The following is a 13,704-nucleotide window of genomic DNA, read 5'->3' as shown; positions in this document are numbered from 1 at the left end:
ACGCGGCGTTATGCCGGAGGGACGGGACCGGACGGCGCACCGGCCTTCCGGGAGCGGCCGGCGAGGTCCTAGCGGAGCAGCAGTTGCACCAGGGCGACCGTGCCGACCGTCACGACCAGGGCCCGCAGGACCGCGGGAGAGAAGCGGCGGCCCACCTTGGCGCCGACATAGCCGCCGAGGCCCGAGCCGACCGCGAGCAGCCCGACGGCGGTCCACTCGAAGTCCGCGGCGAAGAGGAAGAAGAGGGCGGCGACGGTGTTGACGACGGCGGCGAGGACGTTCTTGGTCGCGTTGAGCCGCTGCAGGGGTTCGTCCAGGAGCATGCCCATCAGCGACAGGTAGATGATCCCCTGGGCGGCGGTGAAGTAGCCGCCGTAGACGCTGGCCAGCGTCAGGCCGGTGAAGAGCAGCGGGCCGCCGTCGCGGCGGGGTGAGGTGCCGTTGCGGGCCCGGCGGCGCTGGACCAGCCTGCCGATCTGCGGCTGGAACGCCACCAGCAGCAGGGCGAGGCCCACCAGGACCGGCACGATCGTCTCGAAGGCGTCGGCGGGCAGCGTCAGCAGGAGCGTGGCGCCCGCGAGGCCGCCCAGCAGCGCTCCGAAGCCCAGTTTCAGCACGCGCCGCCCCTGCCCGCGCAGCTCCTTGCGATAGCCGATGGCCCCGCTGATGGAGCCGGGGATGAGGCCGAGCGCGTTGGAGACGGTGGCGGTGACCGGCGCCAGCCCGGTGGCCAGCAGTACCGGAAAGGTGATCAGGGTGCCGGAGCCCACGACGCTGTTGATGGCACCGGCCCCGACGCCCGCCGCGAACACCGCGGCCATGGCCTCGGGTGTCACCCCGTACCGCCCCGCGCCAGGCCCCTACGCGGCCGGAAGGCGTCCTGTGCATCGTTCACGGGGCCGACTGTACCCACCGCTCCGGTCGGCCCGTTCGCCGGTCCCAACCGGTCACCTGCAGACACTTCTTGACGTGAACTCAGCTGATCATGCGGTGATACGATCACCGCGTTTGCGGAGCGGGCGGATGGGTGAAAGACGGCATCCCCGACGTAAGGGGCAGCCCGGGCAGCTACCCCCGGTGCGGGCAGTCCACCGGGCCGCCCGCACGGACGGGAATTCAGCAAGCCGGCTGTCAGTCGCCTGAAGAGAGTCTTATGACGGAATACACAGGGAACCCATTGCTCTGGGTCGCCCTCGTCGCCCTCGTCGCCGCCGCCGTGCTCATCAGCCGCCAGCGCAAGGCGGCACGGGCGTTGCGGCAGCAGGTCCAGGGGCTCAGGGATCACTACACCGAGCTGGAGAACGATTACGGGAAGTCCGTGCAGGCCGCCCAGGAGCGCGCCGAGGACGAGACCAAGACGGTGCTGAAATCCGCGATGCGGACCCTTCAGGGCCTCGCCGCCGAACAGCAACTGGTGCTCTCCCGGCTGCAGAACAAGTACGGCGACTCGGCCCTCCTCCAGGACCTGCTGGAGATCGACCACACCAACTCGCAGTTCGGCCGGCGGGCCCAGTCCATCGCCGTGCTGTGCGACGGCTGGCTCGGCGGGCGGCGCGACACCGCGTCCGTCTACGACGTGGTGCGCAGCGCCCAGGGGCGCATCCGGCACTTCCGCCGGGTGGACATCCTCTCCCAGGTCGACTTCGGCATCACCAGCCGGGCCGTCGAACCGGTCGCCCTGGCCCTCGCCGAGCTGCTCGACAACGCCACCAGCTACTCCAGCCCGGACACGGTCGTCGAGATCAACATCCGGACCGTCCCCAAGGGCATCTGCGTCGTGGTCGACGACGCCGGTGTCGGCATGAGCGACGAGGAGCGGGCCCGCGCCGACAAGCTGCTCGCCACCGAGCGCGCCTCGGGCGTGGCGGGGCTCGGCAACCCGCCGCAGTTCGGCTTCGCCGTCATCGGCCTGCTGTGCGAACGATTCGGCTTCGAGGTGTCGGTGGACTCCTCCTCCCCCTACGGAGGTGTGCGGGCGGTGGTCCTGCTGCCGCACGAACTGCTCACCGCCATGCCGGAGAAGAAGGCGCCCGCCACTCCCGCCCCGGCCGCCCGCGGCACGGCCCGGCCGGTCCCGGACGGCGGACCGGAGGCCGCGTCGCTCGCCTCCCCCGAGAGCGGCGACGGTCTGCCCCGGCGCCGCCGCAAGCGGCCGATGGCCATCGTGCCCGGCAGCCCGTCCGCCCCGCGCGCGGCGGGCCGCTCCGACTCCGAGCAGGCACAGGTCATGGGTGCCTTCCAGCGCGGAACGCAGTCCGGCCGGGGCACCGGACCGGCGAGCCCGGACACCGCCGGCCGGACGAGCGACACACCTGGTGCAAGCAGCGAAGGACATGAGGTCTCGTGAACGACGATCTGTCATGGATGCTCGACAGCGCCCTGGAGATTCCCGGGGCCCTGCACGCGGTCCTGATCTCCGCCGACGGCCTGCTGATGGCCCGGACGCAGGACTTCGACAAGGACGACGCCGACCGGGTCGCCGCCGCGATGAGCGGCGTGCAGTCGCTCAGCCGCACCCTCGCCTTCTTCTGTGAGGACCCCAGCCAGACCTGGCGGCAGACCCTGGTCGAGTTCGACGGCGGCTGGGTGTTCCTGATCTCCGCCGGCGAGGGCGCCTACCTCGGCGTGTCCGCCTCCCCGGAGGTCGACATGGCGGACATCACCTTCCGGATGCAGCAACTCGTGGCCCAGCTCGGCAAGCGGCTGACGACGCCGCCGCGCGAGAACCTGGGCTCCCGCTCATGAGCGGCCAGGACGGCTGGCAGCCCGAGGCCCCGGAATTAGTACGGCCGTACGTCATCACCAAGGGGCGCGGCCTGCCCGACGAGGACGACCTCTCCCTCATCACCCTGGTCACCGCCTCCGCCGGACAGCCGCAGCGGCCGGCCCGGCTGTCCCCCGAGGAGCAGAGCCTGCTCGACCTCTGCTCCGCCGGCTACCTCTCGGTCGCCGAGATCGCCGGACACACCCATTTCCCGCTCGGTGTCGTGCGCATCCTGCTGGCCTCCCTGATGGAGGGCGGACACCTCATGACCCGCCCGCCGGTGGCCCGCGCCCGCCTCGCGGACAAGGAGATCCTGGAGGAGGTGCTCAATGGGCTCCGCGCCAAGTTTGGATGAGCGGGACTACGTACGCGGGGGAGCGACCCAGACGGCGGTGAAGATCCTCGTCGTCGGGCACTTCGCGGTGGGCAAGACCACCCTCATCGGCTCCATCTCCGAGATCGAGCCGCTGTCCACCGAGGAGACGATGACGCAGGCCGCCGAGTCGGTCGACGACCTCAAGGGGGTCCAGGGCAAGACCACCACCACGGTCGCCATGGACTTCGGGCGCCTGACCATCAGCGACCGCGTCGTGCTGTATCTCTTCGGCACCCCCGGCCAGCAGCGCTTCGTGCAGATGTGGGAGGACATGGCCCGCGGCGCGCTCGGCGCCCTGGTGCTGGTCGACCCGGAGCGGCTGGCGGACTCCTTCCCCGTGATCGACCTCATCGAGCACTACGGGCTCGACTACGCCATCGCCGTCAACCACTTCGACGGCACGCCGCTGCGCGACGAGCCGGCGCTGCGCGAGGCGCTCGACCTGCTCGACGACACCCCCGTCGTCACCTGCGACGCCCGCGACGAGAAGTCCTCGGCCGCCGCACTGACCACCCTCGTCCGCTACTTGCTGGACCGCACCCGCTAGGAGCTGGGAGCAGACATGAACGCCCACGACACCGCCCCGGTGCCACCGCCCGGCTGCCCGGCCCACGGCTCCGGCGCCCGGGTGCCGCTGCACGGGCCGGAGTTCGCCGCCCACCCGCAGGCGTACTACGAGTACCTGCGCCACTACGGGGCCGCGGCCCCCGTCGAACTGGCCCCGGGCGTCGAGGCGACGCTGGTCACGGACTACGCGGCGGCGCTCCAACTGCTGCATGACTCCGGCACCTTCCGCAAGGACGCGCGCCGCTGGCGGGCCTTCAACGAGGGCAAGATCAGCCCGGACAGCCCGGTCGCGCCGCTGCTGGCCTACCGGCCCAACTGCATGTTCGCCGACGGCGCCGACCACCTCAGGCTGCGCCAGGCGGTCACCGACAGCATGGCGCGGGTGGACACCCGGCGGCTGAGCCGCAGCACCGAGCAGATCTCCGGCTACCTCGTCTCCCAGTTCGGCGCCCGCGGTTCGGCCGACCTGCTCGGGGACTACGCCAAGCAGCTGCCGCTGTTCGTGTTCAACGAACTCTTCGGCTGCCCCGCCGACATCGGCGACCGGGTGCTGTTCGGCATCTCCGGCATGTTCGACGGCGTCAACGCCGAGAAGGCCACCGCGGTGCTCTTCCAGGCGGTGGGGGAGCTCGTCGCGCTCAAGCGGCGCAAGCCCGGTGACGACGTCACCTCCTGGCTGATGCGGCACGAGGCCCGGCTGGACGACGAGGAGATGGTCCACCAGCTCGCCCTGCTGCTCGGCGCGGGAGCCGAGCCCCTGCGCAACCTCCTCGGCAACACCCTGCACCGGCTCCTGACCCACGAGCGGTACGCCCGCGAGGGCGGACTGATCGACGAGGCGCTCGACGACACGCTGTGGGAGAACCCGCCCATGGCCAACTACGCCCCGCACTACCCGGCCGCCGACACGGAACTCGCCGGACAGCACCTGCAGGCGGGCGACCTGGTCCTGGTCAGCTTCGCCGCGGCCAACACCGGCCCGGCGCTCAAGGCCTCCCGCCAGGCGGGCAGCAACCGCGCGCACCTCGCCTGGAGCGCCGGCCCGCACGCCTGCCCGTCCAAGGAACCGGCCCGGCACATCACGGTCACGGCCATCGAGCATCTGCTCAAGGAACTGCCCGACGTCGAACTCGCCGTCCCCGAGGACAGCCTGACGTGGCGTCCGGGCCCCTTCAACCGGGCCCTGGCCACACTTCCGGCCCGGTTCACCCCGGTGCGCGCCGTGCGGCGCGGCGAGCCGGGCCCGGTCACCACGGCCACCGCGGACGCCGAGCGGGAGCAGCCGACCGGTCCGGCCCGTCCGGCCGAACACAAGGGGATGTGGAGCCAGTTCCTCAACTGGCTCACACGGTGATGTGCGCAACACCCTCCCAATCCGCCCCTTTCGCATGAAGATCGAACGGCACGGGTAGTGAGCAACGCGGTATTCAAGTTGCTTACGAGTCAAAGGAGGTGTCGTGGACCACATATCCACGAACGCCGCTTTCCCGGCGCCGAACCCACCGATACCCGCCCCCCGGGGCGGGTATCGCTTTGTGCGGTCCCGGCCTGGGACGGGCCGGTGACCCCCGCACGGACGGGACCGGGCCCGCGGGGCACGCCCACGCTCGGCTCCTTCACCGGCGGTCAGCTCCGAAGACTCGGTGCGGTCGCCGGCCTGTCCCCGACCGACGTCGAGACCTACGCCCACGTGCTGACCGACGTACTGGGCCCGGTGGCCGCGCGGCCACTGAGCCTGGCGCCGCCCGCCCGCACGTTCCTGTCCGACGACCACACCCCCGTCGAGTTCTCCCTCTCCTTCCGGCCGGACGCGGCACCCGCCATGCGGGTCCTCGTGGAACCGGGCTGCGGCGCAGACAGCCTGGTTCACAACGGCCGCGCCGGACTGGAGGCGATCCGGACGATGGCGCGGCGCTGGCACTTCGCCACCGACGCCCTCGACGCGCTCCTGGACCTGTTCCTGCCCCCCGCTCCCCAGGGACCACTCGCCCTGTGGTGCGCCCTGGAACTCAGGCCCGGCGGCGTACCCGGGGTCAAGGTCTACCTGAACCCGGCGGCAGGCGGGGAGGAACGTTCCGCCGCGACGGTGCGCGAGGCCCTGCACCGGCTCGGGCACGGTCGGGCCTTCGACAGCCTGCCCCCGGGCAGCGGGTATCCCTTCCTCGCCCTGGACCTCGGGGACTGGGCGGAACCCCGGGCGAAGGTCTACGTGCGCCACGACAACCTCACGGCCGGTGAGGCCGGGCGCCTGTGCCGAATGGACTCGGGCCCGGGGTCCGCGGCGGTCGAGGGCTTCTTCCGCACGGCCGCGGGCCCCGGCCCCGGCACGGCAGGGCTCCGCGGACGGCCCGGCCTGTCCTGCCACTCCTTCACCGACCCCGGCACCGTACGGCCGAGCGGGTTCACCCTGCACATCCCGGTGCGGGACTACGTACGGCACGACGGGGAGGCCCTGACCCGGGCGTCGAGAGTGCTGGGACACCACGGCATCGACGCCTCCGTGCTCGACCGCGCCCTGGCCGCCCTCACCGAGCGGCGGCCCGAGGACGGGGTGGGCCTGATCGCCTACCTGGCCCTGGCCCACCAGCGGGACCGGGCGCCGCGGGTGACGGCGTACCTCTCCTCGGAGGCGTACGCGGTGCGGCCGCCGCTCGTGGAGACCGTCCGCCAACCGGTGTCGGTGTCCTGACCGGAGTGTCCGCACGCGGCAGGGCTCCCGGTGCGATCCACCGGGAGCCCTGGGCGGGGACCTGGCCGGGCGTCGTCTCCGACGACGCCCGGCGGGACGGTCACACGGGCAGCGACTCCCGGAACTCCGCCAGGTACGGACCCACGTCGACCTGGATCGAGGCGCCCTCGGTCCGGCCGTAGCGCTGGACGATGCCGGCCAGGTACGTGCCGATCTCCTCGCGCATCTCCTGCGGCGCGGGCAGCGCGGCGGCGCCGTCGACGAGGCGCGCCACCCACCGCGCCTGGGCCTCCACCAGCCGGGTGATGGCGCCCACGGGGCGCACCAGCCCGACGAAGTACAGCCCGGGCCGGTCCGCCGGGACGACCCGCCGGTACAGCTCGACCGAGCCGTCCGCCGCCACCGGGCAGCCAGGGGGCAGGAAGGGGAAGGTCATGTGGAAGCCGGTGCAGTAGACGACCGCGTCGGCCCGCTCGGAGCCGCCGTCCGTGAACACGACCCGGTCGCCCTCGAACGAGGCGATCGCGGGCTTCGGGGTCACCGCCCCGTGCCGGATCCGGCTCAGTATCTCGTCCGAGAGCGTGGTCGCGGAGGAGAAGACCGGGTGGTCGGGCTCGGGCAGGCCGTAGTCCGACAGTCTGCCGCGGGCCACCAGCAGGGCCTGCTCCACCCACTGGCACCGCTCGGCGAAGGACATCTCGTTCCACCAGGGGGCTTCGGCGATCTCGTCGACCGACATCCCGAAGAGCTGCTTGGGCACGATGTGCAGTCCCCGGCGCACCGAGAGCAGGGTCCGCTCCGCGTGCCGGGAGAGGTCCGCCGCGATGTCCACCGCCGAGGCGCCGAGGCCCACCACGACGACCCGCTGCCCGGCGAAGTCACGGCCGTCGCGGTAGTCGAGGGAGTGAAGAATCGTTCCGGCGAAGGAGTCCGCGCCGGCCGGGAGGGGGTCGGGCAGGGCCGGGTCGGTGTGGTGCCCGGAGGCGACCACCACCTGCTCGAACCGGCGCGAAAGGTGCGCACCGTCCGCGCCCCGGCTGACGACCGTCCAGGCGCCGTCCGCTTCCCGGCGGACGGAGACCACCTCGGTCCGCAGCTCGACGTGGCCGAGCAGCCCCGCCCACTCGGCGAACGACCGCAGGTAGGCGGCGACCTGGCTGTGCCCGGGGTAGAGCGGGTAGGAGGACGGCATCGGGAAGTCCGCGTAACCGGTCAGCTGCTTGGCGGTGTTCAGGTGCAGGGACTGATAGCCCGGTCCCCGCTCACCGGCCCCCGGCTGCCGCCAGATCCCGCCGACGTCGGCCGCCTTCTCCAGGCAGACGAAGGAGATGCCGCGCTCCTTCAGGGCATGGCCCACCGCCAGCCCCGACAGGCCTGCACCGATCACACACACACGCACGGGATGTCCCCCCAGGATGTACTCAACCTCCCCCGATCATGCCTTTACTGCCCATCCGTTTCTTCTCGCACACCAGCACGACCCACGAACGGACGTGTCCGTGCTCACGTTTCACGCGCCCCGCAGGTCCCACACCCGGCGGATCTTGCCGAGCGAGCGCTCCAGGGTCTCCGGCTCGACGACCTCCACCTCCACGGTGACGCCCACACCGTCCTTGACGCCCTGTCCGATCGCCCTCGCGGCGGCCTGGCGCTGTTCGGGACCGGCGTCGGGCCGGGCCTCGACGCGCACCGTCATGTGGTCCATGCGACCGCGTTCGGTGAGCCGGAGCTGGAAGTGCGGGGCGACGCCCGGCGTGCGCAGCACGATCTCCTCGACCTGGGTGGGGAAGACGTTCACCCCCCGCAGGATGATCATGTCGTCGCAGCGCCCGGTGACCTTCTGCATCCGGCGGAAGGCGGGACGGGCGGTGCCGGGCAGCAGGCGGGTCAGGTCGCGCGTGCGGTAGCGGATCACCGGGAGCGCCTCCTTGGTGAGGGAGGTGAAGACGATCTCGCCCTCCTCGCCCTCGGGCAGCACGGCGTCCGTGAGCGGGTCCACCACCTCGGGGTAGAAGTGGTCCTCCCAGATGTGCAGCCCGTCCTTGGTCTCGACGCACTCCTGCGCCACGCCGGGGCCGATCACCTCGGACAGGCCGTAGATGTCCACGGCGTGGATGTCCATGCGCTCCTCGATCTCGCGCCGCATCTCCTCGGTCCACGGCTCGGCGCCGAAGATGCCGACCTTCAGGGAGCTGGTGCGCGGGTCGACGCCCTGCCGCTCGAACTCGTCGAGCAGGGTGAGCATGTAGGACGGGGTGACCATGATGATCTCGGGCCGGAAGTCCTGGATGATCTGCACCTGTCGTGCCGTCATGCCGCCGGAGGCGGGGATCACCGTGCAGCCGGCGCGCTCGGCGCCGTAGTGCGCGCCGAGGCCGCCGGTGAACAGGCCGTAGCCGTAGGAGATGTGCACCTTGTGGCCGGGCCGGCCGCCGGCCGCGCGGATCGAACGGGCCGTGACGTCCGCCCACATGGACAGGTCGTTCTCCGTGTATCCGACCACGGTGGGGCGGCCGGTGGTGCCGCTGGAGGCGTGCACGCGCCGCACGTCGGCCATCGGGACGGCGAACATGCCGAAGGGGTAGGTGTCCCGCAGGTCAGCCTTGGTGGTGAAGGGGAACCGGGACAGGTCCGCCAGACTGCGGCAGTCGTCGGGACTCACCCCGGCGGCGTCGAACTTCTTGCGGTACAGCTCCACGTGGTCGTAGGCGTGCCGCAGGGTCGCGCGCAGGCGGTCCAGCTGGAGCTCGCGGAGCTGCTCACCGGACAGGCGCTCGGCGTCGTCCAGCAGGTCGTGGGGGAGGGGATCGCCCGGTCGGGGCGCCGGGGCCGTCCCGGTCGTCGGCTCGCTGCTCATCGCGACTCCTTCGTCGTCGTGCCCGGCGTCTCGCGCGCCGTGTCGTCCCGCGCACCGCGGCCGCGTCCGCCGTTCTCCGCCGCGGGGCCGCGTCCGTCGTCCCGCACGCTGCGACTCCGGCCGCGGAACTCCGCGATCACCTCGTCTCCGCGCCGCACGCTCACGTCGTAGACGCCGCTGCGCCCGTACCGGACGCGTTCCTCGGCGAGGGCCACGAGCACGTCGCCCTCGCGGGCCGGGGCGACGAAGACGATGTCGGCGCCGGCCGCCACCGTCACGGGACCGTGGCTGTTGCAGGCGCAGGCGAAGGCGGTGTCGGCCAGCAGGAACAGGAAGCCGCCGTGGGCGATCCGGTGTCCGTTCACCATCGCCGGGGTCACGGTCATGCGGACCACGGCGCTGCCCGCGCCGTGCTCCACCAGCTCGATGCCGAGCCCCCGGGAGGCCTCGTCCGCGGAGAACATCGCCTCCGTGGGCGATCGATCAGTGGCCTGCGACACCGTACCCACCACCTTGACTCCCGACCGACCATTCGGTTAGCGCGCGGCAAGGCCAAGTAATCCAGCCGCGCGGCGGCGCTGTCAAGAGTGTGACCGGGGGAGGTCCGGCTCTTGCCCGGCGCGCGGAAACGCGTCACACTGACACCGAACGAATGGTCGGTTGGGAAGCTGGTGACGATGACCACGACACACGCCGCCGAGGTGCCGCCCCCGGACGCGCCGGACGGACTGCAGGAGCACTTCGACGCGACGATCGCGCGGGACCAGCGCATCGAGCCGCGGGACTGGATGCCCGACGGCTACCGCAAGACGCTGATCCGGCAGATCGCCCAGCACGCGCACTCGGAGATCATCGGCATGCAGCCCGAGGGCGAGTGGATCACCCGGGCGCCGTCGCTGCGCCGCAAGGCGATCCTCTTCGCCAAGGTCCAGGACGAGGCCGGCCACGGCCTGTACCTGTACTCGGCGGCCGAGACCCTCGGCGCGGACCGCGACGACCTCACCCAGCGGCTGATCGAGGGCCGCCAGAAGTACTCGTCGATCTTCAACTACCCGACCCTCAGCTTCGCCGACGTCGGGGTGATCGGCTGGTTCGTGGACGGCGCGGCGATCTGCAACCAGGTGCCGCTGTGCCGCAGCTCCTACGGGCCCTACGCGCGCGCGATGGTGCGCATCTGCAAGGAGGAGTCCTTCCACCAGCGGCAGGGCTACGAGCTGCTGATGACCATGATGCGCGGCACCGACGCCCAGCGGGAGATGGTCCAGGACGCGGTGAACCGCTGGTGGTGGCCGTCCCTGATGATGTTCGGCCCGCCCGACGACGCCTCGCCCAACTCGGCCCGGTCGATGACCTGGAAGATCAAGCGGCACAGCAACGACGAACTGCGCCGCCGCTTCGTCGACATGACCGTCCCGCAGGCCGAGAAGCTCGGCGTCACCCTGCCCGACCCGGAGCTGCGCTGGAACGAGGAGACCGGGCACCACGACTTCGGCACCCCCGACTGGGACGAGCTGATGCGCGTCATCAAGGGCGACGGCCCCTGCAACGACCGGCGGATGGAGCGGCGGCGCACCGCCCACGAGGACGGCGCCTGGGTGCGCGAGGCGGCCACCGCCCACGCCGCCAAGCAGGCCGCCCGCGCGGAGAAGGGAGCGGCGGCATGAGCACCGAGGAGACCCGGAAGCCCGAGAAGCGGGGCTGGCCGCTGTACGAGGTGTTCGTGCGCGGCAAGCGCGGCCTCAACCACGTGCACGTCGGCTCGTTGCACGCCGCCGACGACGCGATGGCCCTCACCCACGCCCGCGACCTCTACACCCGGCGCAACGAGGGCGTGAGCATCTGGGTGGTGCGCTCCGAGCACATCACCGCCTCCACCCGCGACGAGAAGGACCCCTTCTTCGCCCCCAGCGCCGACAAGGTCTACCGCCACCCGACCTTCTACGACATCCCCGACGACGTCCCCCACATCTAGGAGCAGGGCATGAGTGACGACCACGTCTACATGACCCTCGCCGAGGGGCACGAGGACGACACCCGCTGGGCCTACGGCACCGGCTTCGAGGACCCGCTGCACGGCGTCGACACCACCGTGCCCGAGGGCGTCGACGCGGGCGCACTGGCCGCGGACTGCGTGGCGCTCGCCGACGACGCCCTGGTCAGCGCCCAGCGGCTCGCCGAGTGGGTCACCCGTGCGCCCGAGCTGGAGGAGGAGGTGGCGCTGGCCAACATCGGCCTCGACCTTCTCGGCCAGGCCCGCCTGCTCTACTCCCGGGCAGGCCAGGCCGACGGCACCGGACGCGGCGAGGACGCGTATGCCTACTTCCGGGACGCCGACGACTTCCGCAACGTCCGTCTGGCCGAACTCCCGGGCGGCGACTTCGCGTTCGCCGTAGTGCGGCTGCTGGTGCTCTCCAGCTGGCGCCTGGCGCACTTCCGGCGGCTGAAGGCCCACCCCGACCCGATCCTCGCGGCGGTCGCGGCCAAGGGGGTCAAGGAGCTGACGTACCACCGCCAGTACGCCGCCGAGTGGTGCGTGCGGCTGGGCGACGGGACGGAGGAGTCGCACCGCAGGATGCGCGCCGCGCTGGACGAGGTCGCCCCCTACCTCGGCGAGCTGCACACGGCGTACGACGTCCGCGACGAGGTCGCCGACGACCTGCGCCAGGTCACCGACGCCGCCGGACTGACCCTGCCCGTCCACCGGCCGCTGCCCGGATCCGGCCGCGCCGGCCGGCACACCGAACACCTGGCGCCGCTCCTGACCGAGCTGCAGGGCGTCGCCCGCGCCCACCCGGAGGCGACATGGTGACGCGAGAGGCCGCACTCCTTGACGCCCGCCGCGCCCGGCAGGTCGCCGAGCAGGTGCCCGATCCCGAGCTGCCCATGCTGACCCTCGCCGACCTCGGCGTCCTGCGCGACGTGGAGGTGGGCGGGGACGGCACCGTGGTCGCGAGCCTGACCCCCACCTACTCGGGCTGCCCGGCCATGGCCGAGATGCGGGCGGACGTCGCCGCGCGGCTGCGGGCGGCGGGGTACCCGCGCGTGGAGATCCGCACCGTCCTGGACCCGCCCTGGACCAGCGACTGGATCACCGAGTCGGGCCGTCTGAAGCTCGCCGAGCACGGCATCGCCCCGCCCGGGGCCGCACCCCGCGGCCCGGTCTCCCTGGTGCTGTCGCCCACCCGGCCCGCGGTGCCCTGCCCCCGCTGCGGCTCGGCGGACACCGAGGAGACCTCCCGCTTCGCCGCCACGTCCTGCAAGGCCCTGTGGCGCTGCCGGGCCTGCCGCGAGCCGTTCGAGTACGTCAAGGAGATCTGATGGCCCCGACCGCCCCCGTCCCGGCGCCGCCGGTGCGCAGCCGCCGCCGGCCCGCCTTCCACCGTCTGCGCGTCGCGGCCGTCGAGCGGCTGTGCGCGGACGCGGCGGCCGTGAGCTTCGAGATCCCCGACGAGCTGGCCGGGGAGTTCGCCTTCGCGCCCGGCCAGTCGCTCACCCTGCGGCGCGAGGTGGACGGCCGGGACGAGCGCCGCTCCTACTCGATCTGCGCACCGGCCGGCTCGGCGCCGCGCATCGGAGTGCGGGTGGTGCCGGGCGGACTGTTCTCGGCGTGGCTGGTCGACGAGGTGCGGCCCGGCGACATCGTCGAGGTGATGGCGCCCACCGGCCTCTTCACGCCCGACCTGAGCACCCCCGGCCACCACGTACTGATCGCGGCCGGATCGGGCATCACCCCGATGGTGTCCATCGCCGAGTCGGTGCTCGCCGCCGACGAGCGCTCCGCCGTCACCCTCTTCTACGGCAACCGCCGCACCGACACGGTGATGTTCGCCGACGAGTTGGCCGACCTGAAGGACCTCCACCCGACCCGCTTCCACCTCGCCCACGTGCTCTCCCGCGAACCCCGCGAGTCCGAGGTGCTCTCCGGCCGCCTGGACGCCGGACGGCTCGCGGAGCTCATCGGTTCCCTGGTGGACGTGGAGAGCGCGGACCACTGGTGGCTGTGCGGTCCGCAGGGCATGGTCGCCGACGCCCAGCAGGTCCTGACCGGCCTCGGTGTCCCGGCCGGGCGCGTCCACCGGGAGCTGTTCTACGCCGACGACGAGCCCGTGCGGGAGGTGCGCCACGAGGAGAGCGGCCCCGAGGGCCCCGTCAGTGAGGTCACCATCACCCTGGACGGCCGCTCGACGACCGCCTCGCTCTCCCGGGAGCGGTCGGTGCTCGACGGGGCCCAGCAGACCCGCCCCGACCTGCCCTTCGCCTGCAAGGGCGGGGTCTGCGGGACCTGCCGGGCCCTGGTCACCGACGGCAGTGTCGACATGCGCCGCAACTACGCGCTCGAAACCGCCGAGGTCGACGCCGGCTACGTCCTGACCTGCCAGTCGTACCCGGTCTCCGAGAAGCTGACCGTGGACTACGACAGCTGACCGGGCGTCGGTCCGCGCCCCCTCAGA

15 protein-coding genes are annotated in these 13,704 nt (G+C 72.3%); 11 read left to right on the top strand and 4 right to left on the bottom strand.

Going from position 1 to position 13,704, the window contains the following annotated elements; genetic code table 11:
• Positions 1-68 precede the first annotated feature (68 nt).
• On the bottom strand, positions 69-821 hold the full coding sequence (locus ACZ6IM_RS18005; protein ID WP_469557478.1) for a sulfite exporter TauE/SafE family protein: 753 nt from the start codon (positions 819-821) through the stop codon (positions 69-71).
• Between the two features lie 332 nt (positions 822-1,153).
• On the opposite strand from ACZ6IM_RS18005, the gene ACZ6IM_RS18000 reads away from it, so the two are divergent.
• From ACZ6IM_RS18000 to ACZ6IM_RS17975, 6 genes are all read left to right on the top strand, one after another.
• Entirely contained in the window at positions 1,154-2,347 is a 1,194-nt protein-coding gene (locus tag ACZ6IM_RS18000; RefSeq protein WP_052840323.1) for a sensor histidine kinase, read from the top strand.
• A complete protein-coding gene (locus tag ACZ6IM_RS17995) occupies positions 2,344-2,745 on the top strand; it encodes a roadblock/LC7 domain-containing protein (protein ID WP_052840322.1) in 402 nt (133 codons plus the stop codon). The genes ACZ6IM_RS18000 and ACZ6IM_RS17995 overlap by 4 nt, the downstream gene beginning before the upstream one ends.
• Positions 2,742-3,119 carry a DUF742 domain-containing protein gene (locus ACZ6IM_RS17990; RefSeq protein ID WP_052840321.1) on the top strand — a complete coding sequence of 126 codons (378 nt, stop codon included), beginning with the start codon at positions 2,742-2,744 and terminating at the stop codon, positions 3,117-3,119. The genes ACZ6IM_RS17995 and ACZ6IM_RS17990 overlap by 4 nt, the downstream gene beginning before the upstream one ends.
• Positions 3,094-3,687, top strand: coding sequence for a GTP-binding protein (locus ACZ6IM_RS17985; RefSeq protein ID WP_052840320.1), 594 nt, complete (start codon positions 3,094-3,096; stop codon positions 3,685-3,687). Before ACZ6IM_RS17990 ends, ACZ6IM_RS17985 begins: the two co-directional genes overlap by 26 nt.
• 15 nt (positions 3,688-3,702) lie before the next feature.
• Positions 3,703-5,061 (top strand): cytochrome P450, encoded by a 1,359-nt coding sequence (locus ACZ6IM_RS17980; RefSeq protein ID WP_052840319.1) that lies wholly within the window; start codon positions 3,703-3,705, stop codon positions 5,059-5,061.
• A 207-nt stretch (positions 5,062-5,268) separates the two neighbouring features.
• Positions 5,269-6,396 carry a tryptophan dimethylallyltransferase family protein gene (locus ACZ6IM_RS17975; protein WP_052840318.1) on the top strand — a complete coding sequence of 376 codons (1,128 nt, stop codon included), beginning with the start codon at positions 5,269-5,271 and terminating at the stop codon, positions 6,394-6,396.
• A gap of 100 nt (positions 6,397-6,496) precedes the next feature.
• Here the strand turns inward: ACZ6IM_RS17975 and ACZ6IM_RS17970 are convergent, their stop codons facing one another.
• The 3 genes from ACZ6IM_RS17970 to paaI form a co-directional block, all read right to left on the bottom strand.
• Complete coding sequence (locus tag ACZ6IM_RS17970; RefSeq protein WP_469557475.1) at positions 6,497-7,795, bottom strand: flavin-containing monooxygenase; 1,299 nt, start codon at positions 7,793-7,795, stop codon at positions 6,497-6,499.
• Between the two features lie 111 nt (positions 7,796-7,906).
• Complete coding sequence (gene paaK, locus ACZ6IM_RS17965) at positions 7,907-9,253, bottom strand: phenylacetate--CoA ligase PaaK (protein ID WP_469557473.1); 1,347 nt, start codon at positions 9,251-9,253, stop codon at positions 7,907-7,909.
• Entirely contained in the window at positions 9,250-9,765 is a 516-nt protein-coding gene (gene paaI / locus ACZ6IM_RS17960) for a hydroxyphenylacetyl-CoA thioesterase PaaI (protein WP_469557472.1), read from the bottom strand. Before paaI ends, paaK begins: the two co-directional genes overlap by 4 nt.
• A gap of 165 nt (positions 9,766-9,930) precedes the next feature.
• On the opposite strand from paaI, the gene paaA reads away from it, so the two are divergent.
• From paaA to paaE, 5 genes are read left to right on the top strand one after another with little or no spacing between them, the layout of a single operon-like run.
• Positions 9,931-10,917, top strand: coding sequence for a 1,2-phenylacetyl-CoA epoxidase subunit PaaA (paaA, locus tag ACZ6IM_RS17955; RefSeq protein ID WP_469557470.1), 987 nt, complete (start codon positions 9,931-9,933; stop codon positions 10,915-10,917).
• Positions 10,914-11,225, top strand: a complete 312-nt coding sequence (paaB, locus tag ACZ6IM_RS17950) for a 1,2-phenylacetyl-CoA epoxidase subunit PaaB (protein WP_052840314.1) — start codon at positions 10,914-10,916, stop codon at positions 11,223-11,225. The genes paaA and paaB overlap by 4 nt, the downstream gene beginning before the upstream one ends.
• 9 nt (positions 11,226-11,234) lie before the next feature.
• Positions 11,235-12,062 carry a 1,2-phenylacetyl-CoA epoxidase subunit PaaC gene (paaC, locus tag ACZ6IM_RS17945; RefSeq protein WP_469557467.1) on the top strand — a complete coding sequence of 276 codons (828 nt, stop codon included), beginning with the start codon at positions 11,235-11,237 and terminating at the stop codon, positions 12,060-12,062.
• On the top strand, positions 12,056-12,571 hold the full coding sequence (gene paaD / locus ACZ6IM_RS17940; protein ID WP_052840312.1) for a 1,2-phenylacetyl-CoA epoxidase subunit PaaD: 516 nt from the start codon (positions 12,056-12,058) through the stop codon (positions 12,569-12,571). The genes paaC and paaD overlap by 7 nt, the downstream gene beginning before the upstream one ends.
• Positions 12,571-13,677, top strand: a complete 1,107-nt coding sequence (gene paaE, locus ACZ6IM_RS17935) for a 1,2-phenylacetyl-CoA epoxidase subunit PaaE (protein WP_052840311.1) — start codon at positions 12,571-12,573, stop codon at positions 13,675-13,677. Before paaD ends, paaE begins: the two co-directional genes overlap by 1 nt.
• Positions 13,678-13,704 lie beyond the last annotated feature (27 nt).

It is taken from the genome of Streptomyces sp. NPDC042336 (assembly GCF_055581985.1).
The sequence above is the reverse complement of the archived record's forward strand: the minus strand, read 5'-3'. Positions and strand labels throughout refer to the sequence as shown.

Excerpts from the sequence above, each read along its gene's own strand:
- ACZ6IM_RS18005 (WP_469557478.1), bottom strand. The coding sequence starts at position 821 with ATGGCCGCGGTGTTCGCGGCGGGCGTCGGGGCCGGTGCCATCAACAGC.
- ACZ6IM_RS18000 (WP_052840323.1), top strand. The coding sequence starts at position 1,154 with ATGACGGAATACACAGGGAACCCATTGCTCTGGGTCGCCCTCGTCGCC.
- ACZ6IM_RS17990 (WP_052840321.1), top strand. The coding sequence starts at position 2,742 with ATGAGCGGCCAGGACGGCTGGCAGCCCGAGGCCCCGGAATTAGTACGG.
- ACZ6IM_RS17985 (WP_052840320.1), top strand. The coding sequence starts at position 3,094 with ATGGGCTCCGCGCCAAGTTTGGATGAGCGGGACTACGTACGCGGGGGA.
- ACZ6IM_RS17980 (WP_052840319.1), top strand. The coding sequence starts at position 3,703 with ATGAACGCCCACGACACCGCCCCGGTGCCACCGCCCGGCTGCCCGGCC.
- paaK (WP_469557473.1), bottom strand. The coding sequence starts at position 9,253 with ATGAGCAGCGAGCCGACGACCGGGACGGCCCCGGCGCCCCGACCGGGC.
- paaA (WP_469557470.1), top strand. The coding sequence starts at position 9,931 with ATGACCACGACACACGCCGCCGAGGTGCCGCCCCCGGACGCGCCGGAC.
- paaB (WP_052840314.1), top strand. The coding sequence starts at position 10,914 with ATGAGCACCGAGGAGACCCGGAAGCCCGAGAAGCGGGGCTGGCCGCTG.
- paaC (WP_469557467.1), top strand. The coding sequence starts at position 11,235 with ATGAGTGACGACCACGTCTACATGACCCTCGCCGAGGGGCACGAGGAC.
- paaD (WP_052840312.1), top strand. The coding sequence starts at position 12,056 with ATGGTGACGCGAGAGGCCGCACTCCTTGACGCCCGCCGCGCCCGGCAG.
- paaE (WP_052840311.1), top strand. The coding sequence starts at position 12,571 with ATGGCCCCGACCGCCCCCGTCCCGGCGCCGCCGGTGCGCAGCCGCCGC.